20 protein-coding genes, 1 tRNA gene and 1 pseudogene are annotated in these 23084 nt (G+C 60.6%); 20 read left to right on the top strand and 2 right to left on the bottom strand.

The features are described from left to right. Positions 1-221 precede the first annotated feature (221 nt). From KX729_RS01875 to KX729_RS01835, 9 genes are all read left to right on the top strand, one after another. Positions 222-295: transfer RNA gene (locus KX729_RS01875), tRNA-Cys, on the top strand. A 174-nt stretch (positions 296-469) separates the two neighbouring features. Then, positions 470-667 (top strand): hypothetical protein, encoded by a 198-nt coding sequence (locus tag KX729_RS01870; RefSeq protein ID WP_219740738.1) that lies wholly within the window; start codon positions 470-472, stop codon positions 665-667. 142 nt (positions 668-809) lie between these two features. After that, entirely contained in the window at positions 810-1463 is a 654-nt protein-coding gene (locus tag KX729_RS01865; protein WP_219740737.1) for a protein-L-isoaspartate O-methyltransferase family protein, read from the top strand. Positions 1464-1726: 263 nt separating this feature from the next. Then, a complete protein-coding gene (locus KX729_RS01860) occupies positions 1727-2626 on the top strand; it encodes a PopZ family protein (RefSeq protein WP_219740736.1) in 900 nt (299 codons plus the stop codon). 161 nt (positions 2627-2787) lie between these two features. Further along, entirely contained in the window at positions 2788-5703 is a 2916-nt protein-coding gene (locus tag KX729_RS01855; protein ID WP_219740735.1) for a valine--tRNA ligase, read from the top strand. A 356-nt stretch (positions 5704-6059) separates the two neighbouring features. After that, a complete protein-coding gene (locus tag KX729_RS01850; RefSeq protein WP_219740734.1) occupies positions 6060-7292 on the top strand; it encodes an OmpP1/FadL family transporter in 1233 nt (410 codons plus the stop codon). A gap of 234 nt (positions 7293-7526) precedes the next feature. Beyond that, the gene (locus KX729_RS01845; RefSeq protein WP_219740733.1) at positions 7527-7766 is read left to right on the top strand and encodes a hypothetical protein; all 240 of its coding nucleotides are present in this window, start codon (positions 7527-7529) and stop codon (positions 7764-7766) included. A gap of 24 nt (positions 7767-7790) precedes the next feature. Next, positions 7791-8561: an exopolysaccharide production regulator ExoR gene (gene exoR / locus KX729_RS01840; protein ID WP_246617381.1), complete on the top strand. Its 771-nt coding sequence runs from the start codon at positions 7791-7793 to the stop codon at positions 8559-8561. A 21-nt stretch (positions 8562-8582) separates the two neighbouring features. Beyond that, entirely contained in the window at positions 8583-8933 is a 351-nt protein-coding gene (locus KX729_RS01835) for a VOC family protein (RefSeq protein ID WP_219740731.1), read from the top strand. Here KX729_RS01835 and xth read toward each other — a convergent pair whose 3' ends face one another. Both xth and erpA read right to left on the bottom strand, forming a co-directional pair. Continuing rightward, a complete protein-coding gene (gene xth, locus KX729_RS01830) occupies positions 8934-9722 on the bottom strand; it encodes an exodeoxyribonuclease III (protein ID WP_219740730.1) in 789 nt (262 codons plus the stop codon). It lies immediately after the preceding gene. Between the two features lie 72 nt (positions 9723-9794). Continuing rightward, a complete protein-coding gene (gene erpA, locus KX729_RS01825; protein ID WP_219740729.1) occupies positions 9795-10124 on the bottom strand; it encodes an iron-sulfur cluster insertion protein ErpA in 330 nt (109 codons plus the stop codon). A 156-nt stretch (positions 10125-10280) separates the two neighbouring features. Between erpA and KX729_RS01820 the strand changes: the two genes are divergently transcribed. The 11 genes and pseudogenes from KX729_RS01820 to KX729_RS34360 form a co-directional block, all read left to right on the top strand. After that, positions 10281-11501 carry a deoxyguanosinetriphosphate triphosphohydrolase gene (locus KX729_RS01820; protein ID WP_219740728.1) on the top strand — a complete coding sequence of 407 codons (1221 nt, stop codon included), beginning with the start codon at positions 10281-10283 and terminating at the stop codon, positions 11499-11501. Positions 11502-11615: 114 nt separating this feature from the next. Then, entirely contained in the window at positions 11616-13373 is a 1758-nt protein-coding gene (gene argS / locus KX729_RS01815; RefSeq protein ID WP_219740727.1) for an arginine--tRNA ligase, read from the top strand. Between the two features lie 66 nt (positions 13374-13439). Continuing rightward, positions 13440-16565, top strand: coding sequence for an SPOR domain-containing protein (locus KX729_RS01810; protein ID WP_219740726.1), 3126 nt, complete (start codon positions 13440-13442; stop codon positions 16563-16565). Between the two features lie 94 nt (positions 16566-16659). Then, complete coding sequence (gene nagZ / locus KX729_RS01805; RefSeq protein WP_219740725.1) at positions 16660-17676, top strand: beta-N-acetylhexosaminidase; 1017 nt, start codon at positions 16660-16662, stop codon at positions 17674-17676. A gap of 26 nt (positions 17677-17702) precedes the next feature. Next, positions 17703-18569, top strand: coding sequence for a segregation and condensation protein A (locus tag KX729_RS01800; protein WP_219740724.1), 867 nt, complete (start codon positions 17703-17705; stop codon positions 18567-18569). Further along, positions 18566-19300, top strand: coding sequence for an SMC-Scp complex subunit ScpB (gene scpB, locus KX729_RS01795; protein WP_219740723.1), 735 nt, complete (start codon positions 18566-18568; stop codon positions 19298-19300). The genes KX729_RS01800 and scpB overlap by 4 nt, the downstream gene beginning before the upstream one ends. A 51-nt stretch (positions 19301-19351) precedes the next feature. After that, positions 19352-20449, top strand: coding sequence for an ABC transporter ATP-binding protein (locus KX729_RS01790; protein ID WP_219740722.1), 1098 nt, complete (start codon positions 19352-19354; stop codon positions 20447-20449). A gap of 40 nt (positions 20450-20489) precedes the next feature. Beyond that, entirely contained in the window at positions 20490-20726 is a 237-nt protein-coding gene (locus KX729_RS01785; RefSeq protein WP_219740721.1) for a twin-arginine translocase TatA/TatE family subunit, read from the top strand. A gap of 34 nt (positions 20727-20760) precedes the next feature. Continuing rightward, positions 20761-21486 carry a Sec-independent protein translocase protein TatB gene (gene tatB / locus KX729_RS01780; RefSeq protein ID WP_219740720.1) on the top strand — a complete coding sequence of 242 codons (726 nt, stop codon included), beginning with the start codon at positions 20761-20763 and terminating at the stop codon, positions 21484-21486. Beyond that, a complete protein-coding gene (gene tatC, locus KX729_RS01775) occupies positions 21483-22325 on the top strand; it encodes a twin-arginine translocase subunit TatC (protein WP_219740719.1) in 843 nt (280 codons plus the stop codon). The genes tatB and tatC overlap by 4 nt, the downstream gene beginning before the upstream one ends. Positions 22326-22380: 55 nt before the next feature. Beyond that, positions 22381-23040: pseudogene (locus KX729_RS34360) on the top strand (serine--tRNA ligase); the annotation flags it as partial. Between the last annotated feature and the right edge of the window lie 44 nt (positions 23041-23084).

The raw sequence follows: 23084 nt of genomic DNA, 5'->3' as shown, positions 1-23084 counted from the left end.
TTTTCGAGACCGGCCGCATTCGGTCATATGTTGCTCAGGCCCGCCGCCCGCAGGTGAGGGGATGGATTCCAGAGATTGGTGAGGAGGCAAGGAGGATTGCAGAACGTGTGGGAAACAGCATTTCAGAAATGAGAGAGGACTGCTTTTCAGAAATCCCCTCTTGCGCGGCGAATAGATTCGTTCTAAAGCGCCGCCACCACTCGATAAAAGAGTACTGCGATGGCCTCGTGGCGGAGTGGTGACGCAGAGGACTGCAAATCCTTGCACCCGAGTTCGATTCTCGGCGAGGCCTCCACTAACTCTCCCTCCGAACCGTTTTCCTTCAAATTAAATAGCGCTTCTGCACCAAGCGTTTACCACGCGGTTTTGTGTGCGCCGCAACATGGTTAATTTTTAACTTTCTCCTCCTAGTCTCGGGAACAGAAAGGCCTGTTCTTCGATTAACGGACAGAACGGAGGGAAAGCGCACATGCTCACCAAGATCATCACCGTACTACGCCAGCCGACCAACGATTTCGAAGGCACCGGCACTTTTGCAGACGGTATTTTTCCGTTGACGCTGGCCGGGCAGTCCGCTTTCGACAAGGGCCACAGCATGCGTTCCTCCTATCAGCGGGACTATGTCACCGCCCGCAAGCTGGAAGAAGCGCCGCCGGCCTACGCCTGATATCGATCCGATTGCTTGAAGCCGGGGAAAGCCGCGGCTTTTTTGCCTTGCAGCGGGGCGGTGTCTTGAAAGCGTGCCCCGCCCTGATTAAGACGGTTCGACAAGAACCGGCACATGGCCGGAGTGATTTGGGACGACGGACATGATGGATTTCGAAGCAGCGCGAACGAAGATGGTCGACAACCAGGTGCGCACCACCGATGTCACCTCGCATTCGGTCCTGCGGGCCTTCTATACGGTACCGCGCGAAGCATTTGTTCCCGAAAAGGCCAAGTCTCTTGCCTATATCGATACCGATATCGAAGTCGGCGCCGGCCGCTTCCTGATGGAAGCGTCGCCACTCGCCAAGCTCCTGCAGCTCGGCACCATCACCAAGGAAGACGTCGTCCTCGAAGTCGGTACCGGCAGCGGTTATGCCACCGCCATTCTGTCGATGATCGCTGGCTCGGTTGTTTCGCTGGAATCGGACGAAGCTCTGGTGCTTTCCGCAGGCCAGACGCTGTCGACGCTCGGCTACGACAATGTCGCCGTGGTTTCCGGCACTCTGGAAGCCGGTTACGCCGGCGAAGCGCCTTATGACGTGATTTTCGTCAACGGTGCCGTCGAAGAGGTGCCGGCCGCTCTTCTCGAGCAGCTGCGTGACGGCGGACGTCTTATCGCCGTCGTCGGTTACGGCAATGCGGCACAGGCCAAGGTCTTTGTTCGCGAGCAGGGCGTGATCTCTGAAGGCTCCTTCTTCAATGCCTCGGTGAAGCCGTTGCCGGGCTTCCGCAAGGCGAAGGAATTCGTTTTCTGACGATCGGCAAAACGCTGGATATTCAAGGGAAGGGGCCGTTTCGGCCCCTTTGTCGTTTTAATCCCCTGTATCCTTTTAGCTCCGGGCAAGCTTCGAATGCGATCGGTGTGACTTCCGGGATTCACATCGCCAACAAAACTGTGTATCGGTAATGGGCCTGGGGCACTTGTGATTGTTTCCAGCCCCCCCAAGACCTTAAGGTAACGGCGAGTCGGGTCCATGCGGAGGAACCGAGTCGTGTGCCGGTAACAGCGGGGAAAGAAATGGCTCAGCCAAATGTAGCGCGTGAACCCTCTATGGAAGAAATTCTGGCGTCCATCCGCCGGATCATTGAAAGCAATGAGCCGGCCGCCGAGAATGCGCTGCCTTCTGACATGTCTGCCGGTTACGGTGACGATATCGACGAATCCGAAGACGTAGGTTTTGCGCCGGACATGGCTGCAAACGACCGCGGCATGCCGCTTCGCCAGGGCCTTCCGCTCCGTGACGAGCCGTTGCGCGATACGATCGGTTTTGCTCCCGCATCTGCAAACCAGCCGATACCGGAACCGCGCACGCTTTCGCTTGCCGATGTTGCCGCCCGCGTCCGCGCCGCCTCGTCGCGCCAGCAGGAGGCCGCACCCGCCCGCCCATCGCAACCGGCCATGCCGACGCTTTCTTCTATGGCCGCTTCGTCCGCCCGTCAGGACGATCCGGTTTCGCTGCGCCCGCAAATGCCGCGCATGCCGGAGCCCCAGGCCGTGCAGCCCGCCGCGCCGATGCGTGCCCCGCAACCCGTTTCCCAGCCTGCAGCTCAGCAGCCGGCTGCCGCCCAGCGCATCAACCCGCCGGTCTTCGATCCGCCGCCGCAGGCGCAGATGAAGGCCGAGCCTCCCGTCCGCCAGGACATGAAGCCGGTTTCGGACGCGCCTTCCCAGAGCCTGCCCGCCAAGATCGAGGAGGCTGCAAACCTTCTCTCCGCCGAGGCCGGTGCACAGGTAGCAAAGTCCTTCAGCGATCTCGCCGCCGTCTTCAACGGCATGGAACGCCGCTCGCTCGAAGATATGGCCGGCGACATGCTGCGCCCGATGCTGCAGGAATGGCTTGACGACAACCTGCCAACACTGGTCGAACGCCTCGTGCGCGAAGAAATCGAACGCGTGTCCCGCGGCCAGCGCCGCTGATCCGCGGTCGGCTTTGCCTATCCGCTTCGTGGGCTCAGCCGGTCCGCGCGAGAGCCAGTTCCAAGATGCCGCTCCGGTGACGGGGCGGCTTTTTTATTGACTTGGAACAGCCCATCCTATTTACACCCCATACCTCTCCAAGAACAAAAACGGGTCAGGAAATGCTCGAAAAGACCTACGATTCCGCTGCCGTCGAACCGAAGATCGCCCAGGCCTGGGAAGAGGCGGACGCCTTCCGCGCCGGCGCCAACGCCAAGCCGGGTGCCGAACCATTCACGATCGTCATCCCGCCGCCGAACGTCACCGGTTCTCTGCACATGGGTCATGCGCTGAACAACACGCTGCAGGACATCATGATCCGCTTCGAGCGTATGCGCGGCAAGGACGTGCTGTGGCAGCCGGGCATGGACCATGCGGGTATCGCGACGCAGATGGTCGTCGAGCGCCAGTTGGCGGAGCGCCAGCTTCCGGGCCGCCGTGCGATGGGCCGCGAGGCTTTCGTCGACAAGGTCTGGGAATGGAAGGAAGAATCGGGCGGCCTGATCTTCAACCAGCTGAAGCGCCTCGGCGCCTCCTGCGACTGGTCGCGCGAACGCTTCACCATGGACGAGGGGCTTTCCAAGGCCGTCCTCGAAGTCTTCGTCACGCTTTATAAAGAGGGCCTGATCTACCGCGGCAAGCGGCTGGTCAACTGGGACCCGAAGTTCGAAACCGCAATCTCGGATATGGAAGTCGAGTCCAAGGAAGTCGACGGCCATATGTGGCATTTCAAATACCCGCTGGCCGGCGGCGAGACCTATACCTATGTCGAGAAGGATGCGGACGGTAACATCGTCCTCTCGGAAGAGCGCAACTACATTTCGATCGCCACGACCCGTCCGGAAACGATGCTGGGCGATGGCGCGGTTGCCGTTCATCCGACCGATGAGCGTTATGCGCCGATCGTCGGCAAGCTCTGCGAAATCCCGGTCGGCCCGAAGGAACATCGCCGCCTGATCCCGATCATCACCGACGAATATCCGGAAAAGGATTTCGGCTCAGGCGCGGTCAAGATCACCGGCGCGCATGATTTCAACGACTATCAGGTCGCCAAGCGCAACGACATTCCGCTTTATCGCCTGATGGACACCAAGGCCTCGATGCGCGACGACGGCGAGCCCTATGCCGTCTACGCCATACGGGCGCTGGAACTTGCAAAGACCGGCGAACTGCCGAGCGAATCCGATGTCGATGAAATCAATCTCGTTCCGGATGATTATCGTGGTCTCGACCGGTTCGAAGCCCGCAAGAAGATCATCGAGGCGATCAATGCCGAAGGTCTTGCCGTCACCATCAAGGATGCTGAAGGCAACGACATTCCCTATGTCGAGAACAAGAAGATCATGCAGCCGTTCGGCGACCGCTCCGGCGTCGTCATCGAGCCGATGCTGACCGACCAGTGGTTCGTCGACAACAAGACGCTCGCCGGTCCGGCGCTGGATTCCGTTCGCGAGGGACGCACCAACTTCGTCCCGAAGAACTGGGAAAAGACCTATTTCAACTGGCTTGAAAACATCGAGCCCTGGTGCATTTCGCGTCAGCTCTGGTGGGGTCACCAGATTCCGGCCTGGTACGGTCCGGACGGCCAGTGCTTCGTCGAGAAGAGCGAAGAGGAAGCGCTCGAAGCCGCCATCCAGCATTACCTGGCGCATGAAGGCCCGTGGAAGGCCTGGGTTCAGGAAAAGCTCGAAAACTTCCTGCCGGGCGACATCGTCACCCGCGATGAAGACGTTCTCGACACATGGTTCTCGTCGGCGCTTTGGCCCTTCTCGACGCTCGGCTGGCCGGACAAGACGCCTGAACTGGATCGTTATTACCCGACCAGCGTGCTTGTCACCGGCTTCGACATCATCCCGTTCTGGGTTGTCCGCATGATGCAGATGGGTCTGCATTTCATGAAGGATGAAGAGGGTAACGGCGTCGAGCCGTTCCACACGATCTACATCCATGCCCTCGTTCGCGACAAGCACGGCAACAAGATGTCGAAGTCCAAGGGCAACGTCATCGATCCGCTGGAACTGATCGACGAATACGGCGCCGACGCTCTGCGGTTCACGCTGGCGATCATGGCAGCCCAGGGTCGTGACGTGAAGCTCGATCCGGCCCGTATCGCCGGCTATCGCAACTTCGGCACCAAGCTGTGGAACGCCACGCGCTTTGCCGAAATGAACGGTGTGAAGCGCGACCCGAACTTCTCGCCGGAGGCGACGAAGCTCACCGTCAACCGCTGGATCCTGACGGAACTGGCCACGACGATCCGCGACGTCACCGACGCGATCGAGACGCAGCGTTTCAACGAAGCGGCCGGCTCGCTTTACCGTTTCGTCTGGAACCAGGTCTGCGACTGGTATCTGGAACTCCTGAAGCCGATCTTCATGAGTGAGGATGAGGCTGCCAAGGCAGAGGCACAGGCTTGCGCCGCCTACATTCTGGAAGAGGCCTACAAGCTCCTGCATCCGTTCATGCCGTTCATGACGGAAGAGCTCTGGGCCCATACCGAAACGCGCGACAGCCTGCTCTGCCATGCCGACTGGCCAGCGCCGGCATTTACCGATCCGTCGGCTGCCGAAGAAATCAACTGGCTGATCGATCTCGTTTCCGGCTCGCGTTCGGCGCGTGCGGAAATGAACGTGCCGCCGTCGGCCACCGCACCGCTGATCGTCGTCGGTGCCAATGACGTCACCCAGGCTCGCCTGAAGCGCCATGATGCCGCGATCCGTCGCCTCGCACGCGCCGAGAGCATCGACCTGGCAGACGTGGCGCCGAAGGGTGCAGCCCAGATCGTCGTCGGCGAGGCGACCGCCTGCCTGCCGCTCGGAAAGCTGATCGATCTTTCCGCCGAGAAGGCGCGGATCGAAAAGACGGTCGGCAAGACGGAAAGCGAGATGGATCGCATCGGCAAGAAGCTTTCGAACGAGAAGTTCGTCGCCAATGCCGATCCGGAAGTGGTCGCCGCAGAGCGCGAGCGTTTTGCCGAACTGGAAGTCCAGATGGCGAACCTGAAGACCGCGCTGCTGAGAATCAGCGAAGCTGGCTGATTCTCACCCGGGTCTTGAAATCGGAAATGCCGCGCCTGAAAGGGCGCGGCATCTTTTTTATGCAGAATACAGCCTGCAATGATCCACAATTGTGCATCTGCTCACACGCAGAAAGCCGCAATGTTGCCGCATTGACACAACTTGCATATTTGAAACCATAAAATTCTAATTGTAACAGTGCTGTGGTCCAAGAATTGGTAATTTCATCCGCGAATCGCGTGATGAGGCCATGTTCCTGGCTCCCTTACGTAACTCAAAGGGGCTTTGCGCTGCACCCATGCGGACAGCCGAAAGTTGTCATTGGGGACGAAGCATCTACAGTGATTCCCATCACTTACCAGGGAGTGGGAGCAATTATGGTAAGAAGACATATTTCTACGGGGCTTATTGCTCTTGCCGCATTCGGTGCCGCTCAGGCGCCGGCATTCGCAGGCGGCATCGAACGGGGCGGCTATAACGTCGACCTTCTCTTCGATCCCTCGCAGTTCGCAATCGAATCCACGGCGACCTTCGTCATGCCGCAGCGCAAGCTGAAGAATGTGCAGGACACGTTTGCCGGTGATGGTCCGCTGAATCTGCTGGGTTATTCCGATTCGGCAAACGATTCGGAAAACTACTGGTCGCCTCGTATCGGCGCCAAGGCCGGTTATAACGGCTTCGACTGCATGTTCGACTATTCGCAGCCTTACGGTGCTCATTCGAAGCCGGGTGCGAACTGGGCGGGCGCCAACCAGAACGTCGAGACCAAGATCAACAGCGACAACTATGCGCTGACCTGCTCTTACAAGTTCGATGCGGGTCCGGGCCAGCTGCGCCTGATCGGTGGTGGCAACTACCTGAGCATGGACGGTTTCAAGGAGCGCCTCGTTGTAGCTCCGCAACTCTTCGCACCGTTCCCGGCCAGCGGCATCGGCCGGCTTGACCTGGAAGGCGATGGCTGGGGTTGGCGCGCAGGCGTTGCCTACGAAATTCCGGAATATGCCTTCCGTGCGAGCTTGATGTATTACAGCGAAGTCAAGCTGAAGGACGTCACCGGCACTGTCGATCTGACACAGGTTCCGGGCTTCCTGCCGGTTCCAGGTGCAGGCACCGTCATCCCGGTCAGCGGTTCCACCGCCATGCCGGACGCAATCGAACTCAAGGTTCAGTCGGGTATCGCTCCGGACTGGCTGGCGTTCGGTTCGGTCAAGTGGACCGACTGGAGCCAGCTGCAGCGTATTCCGTTCTTCTCGGCCGGCGGCGCGGAAGTCACGGCGCTTGACCTCGGTTATCGCGACGGCTGGACCGTCAGCGGCGGTATCGGGCACAAGTTCAATGAAGAGTGGAGCGGTGCCGCAAGCGTCACCTGGGATCGTGGCACCTCGCAGGGCTTCGGCACTTTGACCGACACCTGGACCTTCGGTGCCGGCGTTTCCTACAGCCCGAACAAGAATGTCGAAATTCGTCTCGCAGGCGTTATCGGCATCCTGACGAGCGGCGAATCCGGTGCGGTCACGATCGATGGCGTCGCTGCCGGCGACGAAGCCACCTACAAATTCGGCAACGACATCGTCACGGCGCTCAACACGTCGCTCAAGGTCAAGTTCTGATCTTTTAACCATGATGAGAAAAAGCCCGGCTTCGTCCGGGCTTTTTTGTGCGCGGTCCAGGTTTTCAAGTGCGATTTCGCTGCAACGCTGTGACGATTTGGCAACACATTTTGGAGACTATTGTCAGGCGCCTTGAGAGAGGCGTTTCTGTCCACTTCCCGCCACAAACGGGGCGCAGCGATAGGACGGCAACAGACGCGGACCGCGGGGGCGGAGCGCGTATTTCGGAGTACCATGGGCGGGTTTCTTTTTGAAAAGCTGGGCTTTTTAGCTTCCGGCGAGCGGATTTCGGCAAAAGTCCCTGACGCGGTCGGGGCCGCGACGAAGGGTCCTTTTCTTGCCGAAAACGGCAAGTACAGTTTCATTCGTCTCTCGGGAGGAGAAGGCACCGGACAATCCCGGCCGAACCTTTTTCCGGCAGCGAGCGAAGCTCGGGCTGCATACGGCAGCTGCGCGCGGAGTGAAAGAAACTGAATCATGCCGAAGTCTATCGCATCCATGAGAGTATTGCTTCTTGGAGCCTCGTTTGTCTCGGCGCTCGCGGGATCCGCTTTCGCATTCGACATCAAGTCCGGCGTGACGAAGGAGTCCGGTCCGTTCGACCTCTTCAAGTTCGGCTTCAAGGCCTATAAGAACGGCCAGAAGGAAGACGCGGTCGAAGCCTATCGCTATGCCGCCGAAAAGGGCCATACGGGCTCGCGCTGGGCGCTGGCCAATATGTATGCCTTCGGCGACGGCGTCGCCAAGGACGATTTCGAAGCCTTCAAGATCTATAACGAGATTGCGGCGCAGGGCATCGAGCCCGGTTCGGAAGATACCGGCTTCTTCATCAACGCGCTGCTTTCGCTCGCCAATTATTACCGTCGCGGCATTCCGGGCAGCCCGGTCAAGCCGGATCTGTCCCAGGCGCGCCAGCTGTATTTCCAGGTCGCCTCGACCTTCGGCGTCGCGGAAGCTCAATTCCAGCTTGCCAAGATGATGCTGACGGGCGAGGGCGGCGGCGCTAACATTCAGCAGGCCAAGAAGTGGCTCAACCAGGCCCGCCGCAGCGGCCATGCCGGCGCCATGTCGATCTTCGGCAATATCCTTTTCCAGGAAGGCCAGACGGTACGCGGGCTGGCATTCATGACCGCGGCGCTCGACAAGTGTTCCTCCAAGGAATGCGGCTGGATGCAGCAGCTTCAGGAAGAGGCTTTCTCGGTGTCTGGCGAAGAGGACCGCCGCGGCGCAGTGGCGCTTTCACAGGCCTTCGCGAAGGGCGGCGACTAATCGCCTCGAAAGTCGGGTGACATGGCTGTTCGGCGGATCGTTACCAATATCGAATCTGACAGGCTCGACATGGCGCGGGCCTTTTACGGCGACATTCTCGACATGGCGGTAGTGATGGATCACGGCTGGATCGTGACATTCGCTGCCGACACTTCAATGGCACCGCAAATCAGCATCGCTTCCGAAGGTGGTTCAGGCACGCCCGTGCCGGACCTCTCAATTGAAGTCGATAATTACGATAATGTTCTCGCGAGGGTAACCGAACGCCGCCTCGCGATCGAATACGGCCCGGCAGATGAGCCCTGGGGCGTAAAACGCTTTTTTCTGCGCGATCCCTTCGGCCGGCTGGTCAATATCCTCTCGCACGGCTGATCAGCCGAAATCGAATATTCCGACGACCGGCACGTGGTCCGATGGCTTTTCCCAGGCGCGGACATGCTTTTCGATCGCCGTCGATTTCAGCTTGTCGGCCGCTTCTGCCGACAGCATCAGGTGGTCGATGCGGATGCCGTTGTTCTTCTGCCAGGCACCGGCCTGATAATCCCAGAAGGAATAGAGCTTGGTGGCATCCGTCGTGGCGCGCACTGCATCCGTTAGACCGAGATTTTCAAGGCGGCGAAAAGCGGCGCGGGTCTGCGGCAGGAACAGCGCATCGGTTGCCCAGGCTGCTGGATCGAAGCAATCATGCGGTTCGGGGATGACATTGTAGTCGCCGGCGAGAATCAGCGGCTCTTCGAGCGCCAGGCAGTTCAATGCATGACGGCGCAGCCGTTCCATCCAGGCGAGCTTGTAGGGATATTTGACGGGATCGTCGGAAGGATTGCCGTTCGGCAGGTAGATGGATGCAACGCGGATTGCGCCGCCCGGAACGGAAAACACACCCTCGATATAGCGCGACTGCTCATCGCTGTCGTCACCGGGAAGCCCGCGCAGCACTTCGTCGGGCTTGATCTTCGAGAGGAGGGCGACGCCATTGAAGCCCTTCTGGCCGTGGGTTTCCACATGATATCCGAGTGCCTCGATCTCCAGCCGCGGAAAACCTTCATCGACGGATTTGATTTCCTGCAGGCAGACGATGTCCGGCTGGGAATCGGTAAGCCACTGGCGCAGGCTGTCGATGCGCGCCTTGACGCCGTTGATGTTCCAGGTGGCGATCTTCATGGGGCTCGTCCTTCCGTCTTTCCGCTTCCTCTTTTAGCGAAAGAGGAAGCGTTGGGAAGGGCGAAGATTTCTCTAGATCGAGAAGCTAGTGCCGCAGCCGCAGCTGGCGACCGCATTCGGGTTCTTGATCTGGAAGGACTGGCCGAGCAGGTTGTCGACGAAGTCGATCTCGGAGCCTTCCATATAGACCAGCGAAAGGCTGTCGATCAGCACCTTGGCATTGCCGTTGGCCACAACGACGTCGTCGTCGGCCGCAGAATCGGCAAGATCGAACTTGTAGGAAAAGCCGGAACAGCCGCCGCCCTCGACGGAGACACGAAGGGCCTGCTTGCCGGCTTCGGCGCCGACGATTTCCGAGATGCGCTTTGCGGCGGCATCGGAGAGGGTTACATTTGCGTTCATTTTCATCTCCTGCCGGGGTCAAGGCCCGGGGGAATAAGCTCGAATACCTGTCACCGGCGTTGCGCACGGTTTTACTATAGGTATGAAGAGGTGAAGGGCGCGTCAATGGGTTGGCGCGCGACACGAACGGGTGAAGGTCCAAGAGTGGGTGAAGGCATGAGCATCGATAGCGGGGCACTCGGGTTCGGCAGCGGTGAACGGGCGGTCTATTCCGCCAATCCCTGGGCTTCGCGCGGCCGCATGTTTCCCGAAAGCACCAGTCTGACGCGCTCGGAATTCCAGCGCGACCGCGACCGCATCGTCCACACCACCGCTTTCCGCCGCCTGAAGCACAAGACGCAGGTCTTCATCAGCCCCGACGGCGACCATTATCGCACCCGTCTGACCCACACGATCGAGGTGGCGCAGATCGCCCGTGCGCTGGCCCGCGCCCTGAAGGTGGACGAGGATCTGGCGGAAGGCGTGGCGCTCGTCCACGATTTCGGCCATACGCCCTTCGGCCATACCGGCGAAGACGCGCTGGATGAGATGCTGAAACCCTATGGCGGTTTCGACCACAATGCCCAGTCGCTGCGCATAGTCACCAAGCTCGAGCGTCGTTACGCCGAATTCGACGGCATCAACCTCACCTGGGAAAGCCTCGAAGGGCTGGTCAAACATAACGGTCCGCTGATGACGGCGGCAGGCGAGGGCATCAAGGGACCGGTGCCGCAGCCGATCCGTGACTATTGCCAGCTGCACGATCTGGAGCTCGCGAGCTTCGCCAGCCTGGAAGCGCAGGTGGCGGCGATCGCCGACGATATCGCCTACAACACCCATGACATAGACGACGGCCTGCGTTCGGGCCTGCTGACCTTCGACATGCTGGAGGATGTTCCCTTCCTCTCGGGCTTGATGGCGGAGGTGCGGACGAAATATCCTCACCTGCTCGATCCGACCCGCTTCGCCTACGAGATCACCCGCCGGCAGATCACCCATATGGTCGAGGACGTGATCGGTGTGGCGCAGACCAACCTCAAGGCACTGAAGCCGCAAAGCGCCGAGGATATCCGCGCGGCCGGCCATGTCATCGCGACCTTCTCGCCGGAGATGGCCGAAACGGACAAGCAGATCAAGAAACTGCTCTTCGCCCGCATCTATCGCCATCCGGAGATCATGCGCATTCGCGCCGGCGCCACCCAGATCGTCCAGGACCTGTTCCGCGCCTACATGGCCGATCCGTCGCTGATGCGCAGCCACTATTGGGTCAACCAGATTCCCGGCCTTGGCGAGGCGGCCCGTGCGCGCCATGTGGGCGATTATCTTGCCGGCATGACCGATACCTTTGCCATCAAGGCGCATGGCGAGCTGTTTGACCAGACTCCAGATTTGCGCTAGGCACCCCCGAATTACAGCGTTGCGTGCCATGTTTTGGCGCGCAAAGAACGCTGTAACATTAGAATGCCAACGGCTTTTAAGACCCAAACGGACCGGCCTGCCCGGAAGAGTGACATGAACCTGTTTGCCGACTTCGAAATAAGAATCAAGAACGCTCTGGAAACGATTGATATCGTGAAGGAAAAGCGAAGCGAAGTCGATTTTGGCCGCGTTACGGTGGAGCCGCCGCGCGACCAGAGTCACGGTGATGTTGCCACCAACGCCGCCATGGTTTTGGCAAAGCCGCTCGGAACCAATCCGCGGGCGCTTGCCGACGTGATCGCCGCGGCCCTTCGCAATGATCCCGATGTCAGCGAAGTTTCCGTTGCCGGTCCCGGTTTCATCAACATCCGCCTTTCGACCGGCTATTGGCAGAACGTCCTGTCCTCGATGATCAAGGCCGGCCTCAGCTACGGTCGATCGACCATGGGTGAGGGCAAGAAGGCCAATGTCGAATACGTCTCGGCCAACCCGACCGGCCCGATGCATGTCGGCCATTGCCGCGGTGCCGTTGTGGGCGACGCGCTGGCGAACCTGATGGATTTCGCCGGCTACGACGTCACCAAGGAATATTACATCAACGACGCCGGCAGCCAGATTGAGGTGCTCGCCCGTTCCGCCTTCTTGCGCTACCGCGAAGCGCTCGGCGAGACGATTGGTCAGATTCCGGAAGGTCTTTACCCGGGTGATTATCTCGTGCCGGTCGGCGAGGCGCTGGCCGCCGAATATGGCTCACGGCTGCACAACATGCCGGAAGACGAGTGGATGCCGATCGTCAAGGACAAGTCCATCGAGATGATGATGGGCATGATCCGTGAAGACCTGGATGCGTTGAATGTCCATCACGATGTCTTCTATTCGGAGCGGACCCTGCACGCCAATGGCGCCCAGAGCATCCGTCAGGCGATCAACGACCTGACCTTCAAGGGCCATGTCTACAAGGGCACGCTGCCGCCGCCGAAGGGCCAGTTGCCGGAAGACTGGGAAGACCGTGAGCAGACGCTGTTCCGCTCGACGGAAGTGGGGGACGACATGGATCGCCCGCTGATCAAGTCCGACGGCAGTTATACCTATTTCGCCGCCGACGTTGCTTACTTCAAGGACAAGTATGATCGCGGTTACGACGAGATGATCTACGTGCTCGGCGCCGACCATGGCGGTTACGTGAAGCGACTGGAAGCCGTCGCGCGCGCCGTTTCCGGTGGCAAGGCCAAGCTCACCGTCCTGCTGTGCCAGCTCGTCAAGCTTTTCCGCAACGGCGAGCCGGTGAAGATGTCGAAGCGTTCCGGCAATTTCGTCACGCTGCGTGAAGTGGTCGATGAAGTCGGCCGCGATGCGGTGCGCTTCATGATGCTGTACCGGAAGAACTCCGAACCGCTCGACTTCGACTTCGCCAAGGTGACGGAACAGTCGAGTGACAATCCGGTCTTCTACGTGCAGTATGCACATGCACGTTGCGCCTCAATCTACCGTCAGGCGAAGGAGGCGTTCCCGGATCTGGACACTGATTCGCTCGACCTCACAGCAGGCATTGCGCGGATCAGCGACCCGAACGAAATGCAGCTTGTCGCTAAATTGGCCGAATATCCCCGGATTATTGAGGCTGCCGCCCAGGCGCAGGAGCCCCACCGGCTTGCTTTTTACCTCTACGATCTGGCAAGATTTTTCCACGCTCATTACGATAAGGGCAGAAAAACTCCCGAATTACGGTTTGTTAAGGATAACGACCGAGAATTGACCATCGCCAGGCTTGGGCTGGTGCGTGCTGTTGCCTCTGTTTTGAAGTCCGGACTGACGATCACAGGCACTGCTGCACCGGAAGAAATGCGGTAAGTATCGCCCTCATTTCCCCACATTGCACTGGCATATGCGTTGTAGTGTAGGTGAGTGGACGAGGTAATGGCCGATAACAACCTTGCGCGTAGCCGGAATGATTTGCCGGATTTCTTTGCAGACGATGACCCGCTGGCAGAACTGGCCCGAATCGTAGGTTACGAAGACCGACCGGTTGCCAGACCCGCTGCAGCGCCGCTGCCGCGGCGCGAACCTGCGTTCAATCTGGAAGACGAGTTGCTTCGCGAGTTCGAGCAATATGATGCGCCGCGTCTCGATCCGGCCAACGATATTGCTTTGGACGAAGCTCCGCGCCGTGCGCTTGAGCCGCCGGCACTGTTCGAGCCATCTTTCGAACAGCCGGAGCCGCGTTTCGCTCCCGACGAAAATCGTTTCGACGCGCAAGAAGAGATTGCTCCGGCTTTCGAGCAGGCGGCGTACGATGCTCGTTTCGACGCTCCGGCCTATGAAGAAGCCGATAGCGCCTTCTCTGTCGATAACGCGCAGGACGTCGTTGAAGCCGCGCCAGCCGCCTGGCAGCCTGAAGAAACTGTTCGTTTCGAGCCGGTCTTCGATCTGCCAGATGTGCCCGTCGCAGGCCCGGTTTCCGTCATTCCAGCCGCTACTGCACATCCGCAGCCGGCTGCAGAAGAATTCGATCTCGCCGCTGAACTCGAAAATTCGTTCGGTGCCGAAGAGCCGTCTCCGGCAGAATCGGTGATTTTTGCCGCTCCGGAGCCGGAGGTGAATCTCGCGCCGGCGTTCTTTCCTGTTGCAGAGCCCGATGTGAAGCAGGACGCGAAGGCCAAGGGTTACGTGCCCGGCTTCCGCATGCCGCTCGCCAATTTTAATATCGCCCGCGAAACTGCCGATTCGGCCCCGCAGACCGCGGTTCCGGCAACGGCTGTGCCCGAGCCGAAGTTCGATCTGCCCGTGCTCGCGGACATGCCGACCGAAAAGCCGGCTCAGTCGGTTGATGAAGCTTGGACGTTCACCAAGCCGGCTGCTCCTGCGCTGTTCCCCTCGGTGGAAGTCGCCAGGTCCGAGGCACCGGTCGAGTCCGCCTCGGCGCCGGTTGTTCCTGCAAAGCCTGTTCCTGTCGCCGCCGGCGTCAGAGAGCAATTGTCGGCGCTTGATGAGCTGATCCACGACGTGCAGCGTTATTCGCTGCCGGCTTCTGTTGCGAAGTCGGAAACCAAGGCTGCCGAAGTGGAACCGGCCTCGGTCGCGGCCCCCGTCCTAGTCAAGGTCGCGCCCGCTGTCGAAGCCGATCTGGTTGTTGAAGCACCGGTCGAGCCGGTACTTGCCAAGACGCCTGTTGCCGCTCCGTCTGTTGAGGCGCCGGCCGTTGCGGAAGAAAAAGATCCGTTCGCGGATGACGAATTCGAATTGGCGCTCGATGATCTCGAGCTCGATCTGGCCGATATCGTCATCGAAGAGACTGTGAGGGAACCCGTCAGGGCTGCCGCCCTGGTTGCCGTCGCAGCTCCTGTTCAGGCTGCAGCGCCGAAGATCGAGGCCTTTGTCGCTCCGGTCGTGGCTGCCGCTGCCGCACCGGTTGTCGCTCCCGTATTCGAGCCGGAAGTGGAGGAAGAGGCGTCTGCTTCCGAACTCCCGTTCGATCCGGCCCAGATCTCCGAATCCGAGGATCAGGTCGAGGCGATCGCCGAACTCGACGTTCCGGAACTGCCGGTCGAAGAGCCGGATGAGCCGGTCGCCTATCGTCCCGACTACGATCTCGACATCGATGCGGAACTGGCGACGCTTCTGGCTTCCGCCAACAAGCAGGAGCCCGCGGCACCTGCTGCCCGCAAGCCGGATTTCGATATCGCAGCCACCTCTCATCGTCCAGGCAGCGACCGCAATCCCTATGCCGCCGCTCCGCAGGCGAACTATGCCGAGCTGGATGCCTTCGAGCGTGCGCTGGAAGAAGACTTCCGCCGCAGCCTCTCTGCTCCGCTTGCACCCGTCGAACACGAAGAGCTGCAATATTCGGACTCCGACTATGTCGCGACGGTGGAAAGTGCCCGCCGCTCGGTTCGCAGCTGGGTCGCGCCGCTGGTCATCGCAGGCGTGGTGATCTTCGGTGGCGCGGGTGCCTATGCGCTTCTGGGCAAGGGCGTCCCCGGCGTTTCGAGCGGCGAACCGGTCATCATCGTCGCCGATACTGACCCGATCAAGGTTGCACCGGAAAATCCGGGCGGCAAGACCGTGCCGAACCAGGACAAGGCGGTCTACGACCGTGTCGCCGGCGTCTCTTCGCCGGATCCGAAGCAGCGTCAGTTGATCTCCACCAACGAGCAGCCGGTCGATGTCGTCCAGAAGACGCTGATGCCGGATACGCTGCCGCTGGAAGGCGAAAACGATATTGATCCGACGGATGTAGGCCAGACGCAGGATCCGCGCCTGTTGCCGAACCAGGGCCACTCTGTCGCCGCCAATACGGGCGATCAGCAGCCGGTCGCGGTCATGCCGCGCAAGGTCAAGACGATGATCGTGCGTGCAGATGGCAAGTTGGTCGAGCAGGAAATGCCTGCACCGGCTCTTGCCGCTCCCGAGACTGCAAAGGTTCCGGCTGCCGGCGCCAAGCCGGTCGAAGTGGCCGCGGTTCCGGCACGCAGCCAGTCTGCTCCAGCCAATGGCGCTGCAGGCATCGTTCCGGTCTCGGCACCCATAACACCCGCCGCCATTCCGGCCCAGCCTGTCGCCGCAAAGCCGGTCGCTCCGGCTCCGGTGGCTGCTGCTCCTGCACCGGTTGCCGCTCCGACGGCCGCCGTGATGCCGGCTTCGCAGCCTGCCGCTCCGGCAGCAGCGTCCGCCAGGGCTCCGGTTCCGGCCAGCCGTCCGGCCGAACAGCCGGTCAACGTGGTCGCTGCCGTGACCGATCAGGGCGCCGTACGTGCCCCGACGGCCGCCGCTCCGACACAGGTCGCTTCGCTCGGCGCCGATGGTGGTTATGTGATCCAGATCGCGTCGCTGCCCTCGCAGGCCGAAGCGCAGAAGTCGTACCAGAGCCTGTCGTCGAAGTTCGGCACTGTCATTGGTGGCCGTGGCGTCGATATCAAGGCTGCCGAAGTCGCCGGTAAGGGCACGTTCTACCGCGTCCGCATCCCGGCTGGCAGCAAGGACAATGCCGTTGCGCTCTGCGAGAAATATCGCTCGGCCGGTGGCAGCTGCCTTGTCGCGAAATAAGGCTTCACGTTTTCAGATCAACGGGGCGCTGGGCGCCCCGTTTTTCGTTCAGCTCCCATTTTTGGTTGCCGATAGCATCGGATAAGATCGTTCCATGACCGAATCAAAAGCCATGATCCTGGGCTCCAGCGGCCCGACCCTCACCGCCGACGAAATCGCGCTTTACCGGGACGAGCGCCCCTGGGGCTTCATCCTGTTCGCCCGCAACTGCGTCGAGCCACAGCAGATCACCGATCTCGTCGCGGCCATGCGCGACAGCATCGGGCGGCCGGATGCACCGGTTCTGATCGACCAGGAAGGTGGCAGGGTGCAACGTATCCGCCCGCCGATGCTGGAGAAATATCCTTCGGCCGCGGTGCTCGGCGAGCTTTACCGGCAGGATCGCGAGAAGGGCCTGCGCGCCGCCTGGTTGATGTCACGGCTGCATGCTTTCGACCTTATGAAATTCGGTATCAATGTCGATTGCCTGCCAGTGCTCGACGTGCCCATTGAAGGCGCCAGCAACGTTATCGGCGATCGCGCCTATGGGTTCGATCCGAAAGCGGTTTCCGAAATGGGTAAGGCCGCGGCAGAAGGCTTGAAAGCCGGCGGCATGCTGCCGATCATGAAGCATATGCCGGGCCACGGCCGCGGCATGGCCGACAGCCATCACGAGCTGCCGGTCGTCACTGCCTCGCGCGCCGAACTCGAAGCGCATGACTTCGTGCCCTTCGTGGCGATGAACGACGAGTTGATGGCGATGAGTGCGCATATCGTCTTCACCGCAATCGACAAAAACGATCCCGCGACCATTTCGAGCAAGGTGATCGACGAGATCATCCGCGGCCATATCGGTTTCGACGGCCTTCTGGTCTCCGATGATACCTCGATGAACGCGCTGAAAGGCACGATCGGCGAGCGCGCGGCGCGGATTGTTGGGGGCGGTTGCGATATCGTCTTGCATTGCAATGGCCTGATGGACGAAATGAAGGCAGTGGTGAAGGAAGCAATCCCGCTTGCCGGCGATGCGCTGAGACGCACACGGGCGGTGGAAGCAGCCTTCGGACCCGGAGACGGCGCCGACGAGGCAGCGATCCGAAATGAATTTCACGGCCTGCTCGCCACCTCCTAGTGGCGCGTGGGCAGACGGGGACTGGAATGGCCAATACGACACCGCCGAATGCCATTCCAGGTGACAAGCCTATCCCTTTGGAAAAGTTGTGGCAGGACGTAACGCCCGAGCGGGCGACCGACGAGCCGGCCCTGGTCATCGATGTCGGCGGGTTCGAAGGACCGCTCGACCTTCTCCTGCATCTCGCCCGCAATCAGAAGGTCGACCTCGCCCGCATTTCGGTTCTGGCGCTCGCCGAGCAATATCTGCAATTCGTGGACAGCGCCCGCCGGGTGCGCATCGAGCTTGCTGCCGATTATCTGGTCATGGCGGCCTGGCTTGCTTATCTCAAATCCAAGCTGCTCATCCCGCAGCAGATAAAGGGTGAAGACGGCCCGAGCGGCGAGGAACTGGCGGCAACGCTTGCCTTCCGCCTCAAGCGTCTCGAAGCCATGCGCGATGCCGCAAGCCGTCTCGTCAACCGCAATCGGCTCGGCCGCGATATCTTCGCCCGTGGTGCGCCGGAACATATCCCTCAGCGCGTCCAGTCGGCTTACGACGCGTCGCTTTACGATCTCCTGTCGGCTTATGCCAACCTGCGCCAGCGCAGTGCCATCACCCAGGTGACGATCGAGCGGCGCAAGGTCTGGTCGCTGGTCGACGCCCGCGAGCTCCTGACCCGCATGCTGGGCGAAATCGCCGACTGGACGGCCCTGCAGACCTACCTCCTGCCTTATCTGCCGCCGGAAGACCGGATAACGGCAACCGCAAGCGCCTTCGCCGCCTCGCTGGAACTGGTGCGGGAAGGCAAGCTCGAAATCCGCCAGGACGGCGCCTTCCAGCCGATCTTCCTGCGTAAGGGGCCGGGGCGCCCGCTGACCGCGCCACAAACCGGGACTGGAGGCGCCGAATGACGCTTGGCGAAAACGATGACCTGCTGCCGTCCGCTGTCGTTGACGATGCAGTGGAAGAGGGGGGTGAGGAGCCGCAGTTCAGCGCCGGCGAAGCGGAACGCATCGCCGAAGCCCTTGTCTTTGCCTCCGCAGAACCGGTTTCCGAAGCCTTTCTCGCCGATCGGCTGCCACGCGGCACGGATGTCGCGGCGATCATGCAGCGCCTCGCAGAAGCCTATGCGCCGCGCGGCGTCAACCTGATCCGCACCGCCGACCGCTGGGCCTTCCGTACCGCCGCCGATCTTTCCTTCGTTATCCGCAAGGACGACAACGAGGCGAAGAAGCTGTCGCGTGCCGCGCTCGAGGTTCTGGCCATCATCGCCTACCACCAGCCGGTGACGCGTGCCGAGATCGAGGAGATCCGCGGCGTGACGACATCCAGAGGCACGCTCGATGTGCTGATGGAGGCAGGCTGGGTACGTTTTCGCGGTCGCCGCCGCACGCCCGGCCGGCCGGTTACCTTGGGCACGACGGTGGATTTCCTCGACCATTTCGGCCTCGAAGAGCTCCGCGATCTGCCTGGTCTCGAAGAATTGAAGGGAGCCGGACTTCTCTCCGGCCGCATTCCGCCTGGCTTTGCAATCCCCGCGCCGCATAGCGCCGACGACCTTGCCGAGGACGAAGACCCGATCACCCAGCTCGATCTCGAAGAACTCGGTCTCTTGACACCCGGCGGTGAAGCTGACGAATAGCTTCATCTTTCCTGAAGCTTCCATCACAGATGGAACGGAACCGGGTGGTGAATGGCGCAGGCGCTCCGATCGGCGGAACTTGAAGACGGCAGGGCGACGCCTGTCCCCGCATCCCGTCTGGCATTCGAAGGCATCCGCCATGCCTATCACGGCAAGCAGACCCTGCATGACGTTTACCTGACCGCGGAACCCGGCGAAGTGCTTTGCCTGCTCGGCCCTTCCGGCTCCGGCAAGACGACACTCTTGCGGATTGCTGCTGGGCTCGAAGCCCAGAGCCACGGCCGCATCGTCATTGACGGCCGGGAGGTCTCCGGTTCCGACATTTTCCTGCCGCCCGAAAAGCGTGGCGTCGGGCTTATGTTCCAGGATTTTGCGCTCTTCCCGCATATGACCGTGCTGGACAATGTCCGCTTCGGGCTGACCGGCCTTTCCGCCAGGGCAGCACAGGCGGAAGCCTCTGAGGCGCTTGCCCGCGTCGGCTTGTCGCACCATGCGGAAAAATACCCGCATGCGCTTTCCGGTGGCGAGCAGCAGCGTGTCGCACTGGCCCGTGCGCTGGCGCCGCGTCCCGGCGTGCTTCTGATGGACGAGCCCTTTTCCGGCCTCGATTCAAGATTAAAAGACAAGGTGCGGGCCGATACGCTCGACATCCTGAAAGACAGCCGCGCAACGGCGATCGTCGTGACCCATGATGCCGAGGAAGCTATGCGCATGGCCGATCGGATCGCTTTGCTGCAGGACGGTAGGCTGGTGCAGATCGGCACGCCGGAAGAGCTCTACCGCAAGCCGAAAACCCTTTTCGCCGCGGGGTTTTTCTCGGAAATCAACCAGTTTTGCGGTGCAGTAGCAAATGGCAAAGTGCAGACGCCGATCGGCAACGTGCCCGCAAGCGGCATTGCGGAAGGCCAGGACGTTTCGATTGCTGTCAGACTGACGGATCTAGGCGTGGATGTGCATGAGGGCAGGGTGGCGGCACGAGTCGTTTCCCGACGTTTTCTCGGAGCGGCCGATCTGCTTCTGCTCGAAGTGCCCGGTCATCATGAAACGGTCCGGGCGAGAATTCCTGCCGGCAGCCTCCCGGCCGGGATTAACGACGTCTTCATGCGGGTAAGTGCTGAGGATATTTTGGTGTTTGAAAAAGCATCATAAACAGCTTACATCGATAGACGGGTTCTAATGGAGTTGGAATATGGGTTCTTTTAGTGTGTGGCATTGGCTGATCGTTCTGGTCATCGTGCTCGTTCTCTTCGGACGTGGCAAGATTCCGGAGCTGATGGGCGATTTCGCCAAGGGCATCAAGAGCTTCAAGAAGGGCATGAGCGACGACGACGCAACCGAGGCCAACGCCCCGGCGAGCGGCGCGACGACGACCGCAAAGACCGTCGATCACAAGGCTGATGAGGTCAAGGAAACCAGCCGGTCGTAATTGACCGGCCTCAGGGTTTCAGGAGCTTCATTGCATGTTTGATATCGGCTGGACCGAACTGCTGGTCATTGCCATCGTCCTGATCGTGGTCGTTGGACCGAAGGACCTTCCGCCCATGCTCAGGGCGTTCGGCAAAATGACGGCCAATCTGCGCAAGATGGCCGGCGAATTCCGCACGCAATTCGATGAGGCATTACGCGAATCGGAGTTGGATGACGTCCGCAAGACGATTTCCGATGCCCAAAGCCTGAACCCCACCAATGCGCTACGCGATGCGATCAATCCGCTTCGCCAGATGGGTCAGGACATCCGTGCCGATCTGCAGAAGGCGACGCAGATGCCGACGCCGGCTGCCACGCCGGAATTGAGCCCGACCGATATCGAAGCGCAGCAGGCGGTTGAGGGCACCGAAACCGTCAATCCTGCGCCGGAAATCCCGGCAAACTTCCCATCCCCGGCGGCTGTGAACACGGCAGCCGCACCAGTAGCCGCTGCGCCCGCTCAATCCGCCCCGGCAGCACCTGCTGCGGCAGTAACTGCCGAACCGGCAGCGAAGCCGAAGGCCGTCCGCAAGACGACCGCCAAGGTAAAGCCCGTAGCAGAAACTGTTGCCGAGCCCGTGGTTGTAACCGAAAAGCCGAAGCGCACACGAGTTGCCAAGCCCACAGTTACCTCTGACGAGGTTCTGGAGGCTGCCAAAAAGTCGCTCGCCCGCAAGCGCGCTACCAAAAAGACAGATACGCCCAAGGGTGACGCATGAGCGGTGACATCGAAGACAAGCCGCAGCCGCTCATCGAGCACCTCATGGAGCTGCGCACCCGGTTGATGTGGTCGATCGGCGCGTTTTTCGTGGCCTTCGTAGTCTGCTTCTTTTTTGCCAAGCAGCTCTTCAACCTGTTGGTCGTCCCCTACAAATGGGCCGTCATCTGGGCGCATCTCGATCTGGCAAAATCCGAGCTGATCTACACCGCACCGCAGGAGTTCTTCTTCACGCAGGTGAAGGTGGCGATGTTCGGCGCGCTGGTCGTCGCCTTTCCGGTGATCGCGACGCAGATCTACAAGTTCGTCGCCCCAGGCCTCTACAAGAACGAGCGTTCGGCGTTCCTGCCGTTCCTGATCGCTTCGCCGATCCTGTTCCTCATGGGCGGCGCGCTGGTCTATTTCTTCTTCACGCCGATGGTCATGTGGTTCTTCCTGGCCATGCAGCAGGCGCCGACCGAAGGCGAAGTCGGCATTTCGCTTCTGCCGCGCGTTTCGGAATATCTCAGCCTGATCATGACGCTGGTCCTGTCCTTCGGACTGGTCTTTCAGCTGCCGGTTATCACCACGCTGCTTGCCCGCGTCGGCATTCTGTCCAGCGACTGGCTGAAGCAGAAGCGCAAATACGCCATCGTTCTGGCTTTCGTGGTCGCTGCGGTTCTGACGCCGCCGGATCCGATGTCCCAGATCGGTCTTGCTATACCGACCATCCTTCTCTACGAGATTTCCATCTACGCCGCACGACTCGTCGAGCGCAAACGTGCTGAAGATGCTCAGACAGAGCAGGCAGCGTCGGACGTCGCGGAGACGGAAAAGGCCGAAAGCCCCGAAAAGGTCTGAAGCCTCCAGTCTCATTTCGGGCATGCGGTATTTTGCTTTTCAAGGCTGAGGACCGATGCTCGATATCAAGTGGATCCGTGAAAACGAAGGGGCTCTCGACGCCGCACTCGCAAAGCGTGGCGCCGCGCCCATGGCGGCAACTCTTCTGGCGCTGGACGACGAGCGCCGCTCCGTCATCCAGACACTCCAGGACATGCAGTCCCGCCGCAATGCCGCCTCCAAGGAGATCGGCGCGGCCATGGCCCAGAAGAATTCCGAGCTTGCCGAAAAGCTGAAGGCCGAGGTCGCCACGATCAAGGAGACGATGCCGGCCGCCGAGCAGGAAGAGCGCAAGGCAATCGCCGCGCTCGAGGATGCACTGTCGCGTATTCCGAACATTCCGTTCGACGACGTGCCGGTCGGCAAGGACGAACATGACAACGTCGTCAAGCACGTCGTCGGCGAAAAGCCGCGCTGGAACCATGCCGCAAAAGAACATTTCGAAATCGGTGAAGCGCTCGGCTACATGGATTTCGATCGTGCCGCCAAGCTTTCCGGTTCGCGTTTCACGGTCCTGACCAGCCAGCTAGCCCGTCTCGAACGCGCGCTCGGCCAGTTCATGATCGACATGCACACGATGGAACACGGTTATACTGAGGTAAGCGGTCCTTTGATCGTTCGCGATACCGCGATGTTTGGGACGGGACAGTTACCTAAGTTTGGCGAGGATCTTTTCTTCGGCGCCTCACAAGGATCGCGTTCAAGACAAACGCGAGATGC

This window comes from Neorhizobium populisoli (genome assembly GCF_019430945.1).
In the GTDB taxonomy this organism is placed as follows: domain Bacteria; phylum Pseudomonadota; class Alphaproteobacteria; order Rhizobiales; family Rhizobiaceae; genus Neorhizobium; species Neorhizobium populisoli.
The sequence above is the reverse complement of the archived record's forward strand: the minus strand, read 5'-3'. Positions and strand labels throughout refer to the sequence as shown.

Coding starts and splice junctions, on each gene's coding strand:
- KX729_RS01785 (WP_219740721.1), top strand. CDS start 20,490: ATGGGTTCTTTTAGTGTGTGGCATTGGCTGATCGTTCTGGTCATCGTG.
- nagZ (WP_219740725.1), top strand. CDS start 16,660: ATGACCGAATCAAAAGCCATGATCCTGGGCTCCAGCGGCCCGACCCTC.
- KX729_RS01865 (WP_219740737.1), top strand. CDS start 810: ATGATGGATTTCGAAGCAGCGCGAACGAAGATGGTCGACAACCAGGTG.
- scpB (WP_219740723.1), top strand. CDS start 18,566: ATGACGCTTGGCGAAAACGATGACCTGCTGCCGTCCGCTGTCGTTGAC.
- KX729_RS01860 (WP_219740736.1), top strand. CDS start 1,727: ATGGCTCAGCCAAATGTAGCGCGTGAACCCTCTATGGAAGAAATTCTG.
- KX729_RS01850 (WP_219740734.1), top strand. CDS start 6,060: ATGGTAAGAAGACATATTTCTACGGGGCTTATTGCTCTTGCCGCATTC.
- tatC (WP_219740719.1), top strand. CDS start 21,483: ATGAGCGGTGACATCGAAGACAAGCCGCAGCCGCTCATCGAGCACCTC.
- tatB (WP_219740720.1), top strand. CDS start 20,761: ATGTTTGATATCGGCTGGACCGAACTGCTGGTCATTGCCATCGTCCTG.
- KX729_RS01790 (WP_219740722.1), top strand. CDS start 19,352: ATGGCGCAGGCGCTCCGATCGGCGGAACTTGAAGACGGCAGGGCGACG.
- KX729_RS01820 (WP_219740728.1), top strand. CDS start 10,281: ATGAGCATCGATAGCGGGGCACTCGGGTTCGGCAGCGGTGAACGGGCG.
- argS (WP_219740727.1), top strand. CDS start 11,616: ATGAACCTGTTTGCCGACTTCGAAATAAGAATCAAGAACGCTCTGGAA.
- exoR (WP_246617381.1), top strand. CDS start 7,791: ATGAGAGTATTGCTTCTTGGAGCCTCGTTTGTCTCGGCGCTCGCGGGA.
- KX729_RS01870 (WP_219740738.1), top strand. CDS start 470: ATGCTCACCAAGATCATCACCGTACTACGCCAGCCGACCAACGATTTC.
- KX729_RS01835 (WP_219740731.1), top strand. CDS start 8,583: ATGGCTGTTCGGCGGATCGTTACCAATATCGAATCTGACAGGCTCGAC.
- xth (WP_219740730.1), bottom strand. CDS start 9,722: ATGAAGATCGCCACCTGGAACATCAACGGCGTCAAGGCGCGCATCGAC.
- KX729_RS01855 (WP_219740735.1), top strand. CDS start 2,788: ATGCTCGAAAAGACCTACGATTCCGCTGCCGTCGAACCGAAGATCGCC.
- KX729_RS01810 (WP_219740726.1), top strand. CDS start 13,440: ATGGCCGATAACAACCTTGCGCGTAGCCGGAATGATTTGCCGGATTTC.
- KX729_RS01800 (WP_219740724.1), top strand. CDS start 17,703: ATGGCCAATACGACACCGCCGAATGCCATTCCAGGTGACAAGCCTATC.
- KX729_RS01845 (WP_219740733.1), top strand. CDS start 7,527: ATGGGCGGGTTTCTTTTTGAAAAGCTGGGCTTTTTAGCTTCCGGCGAG.
- erpA (WP_219740729.1), bottom strand. CDS start 10,124: ATGAACGCAAATGTAACCCTCTCCGATGCCGCCGCAAAGCGCATCTCG.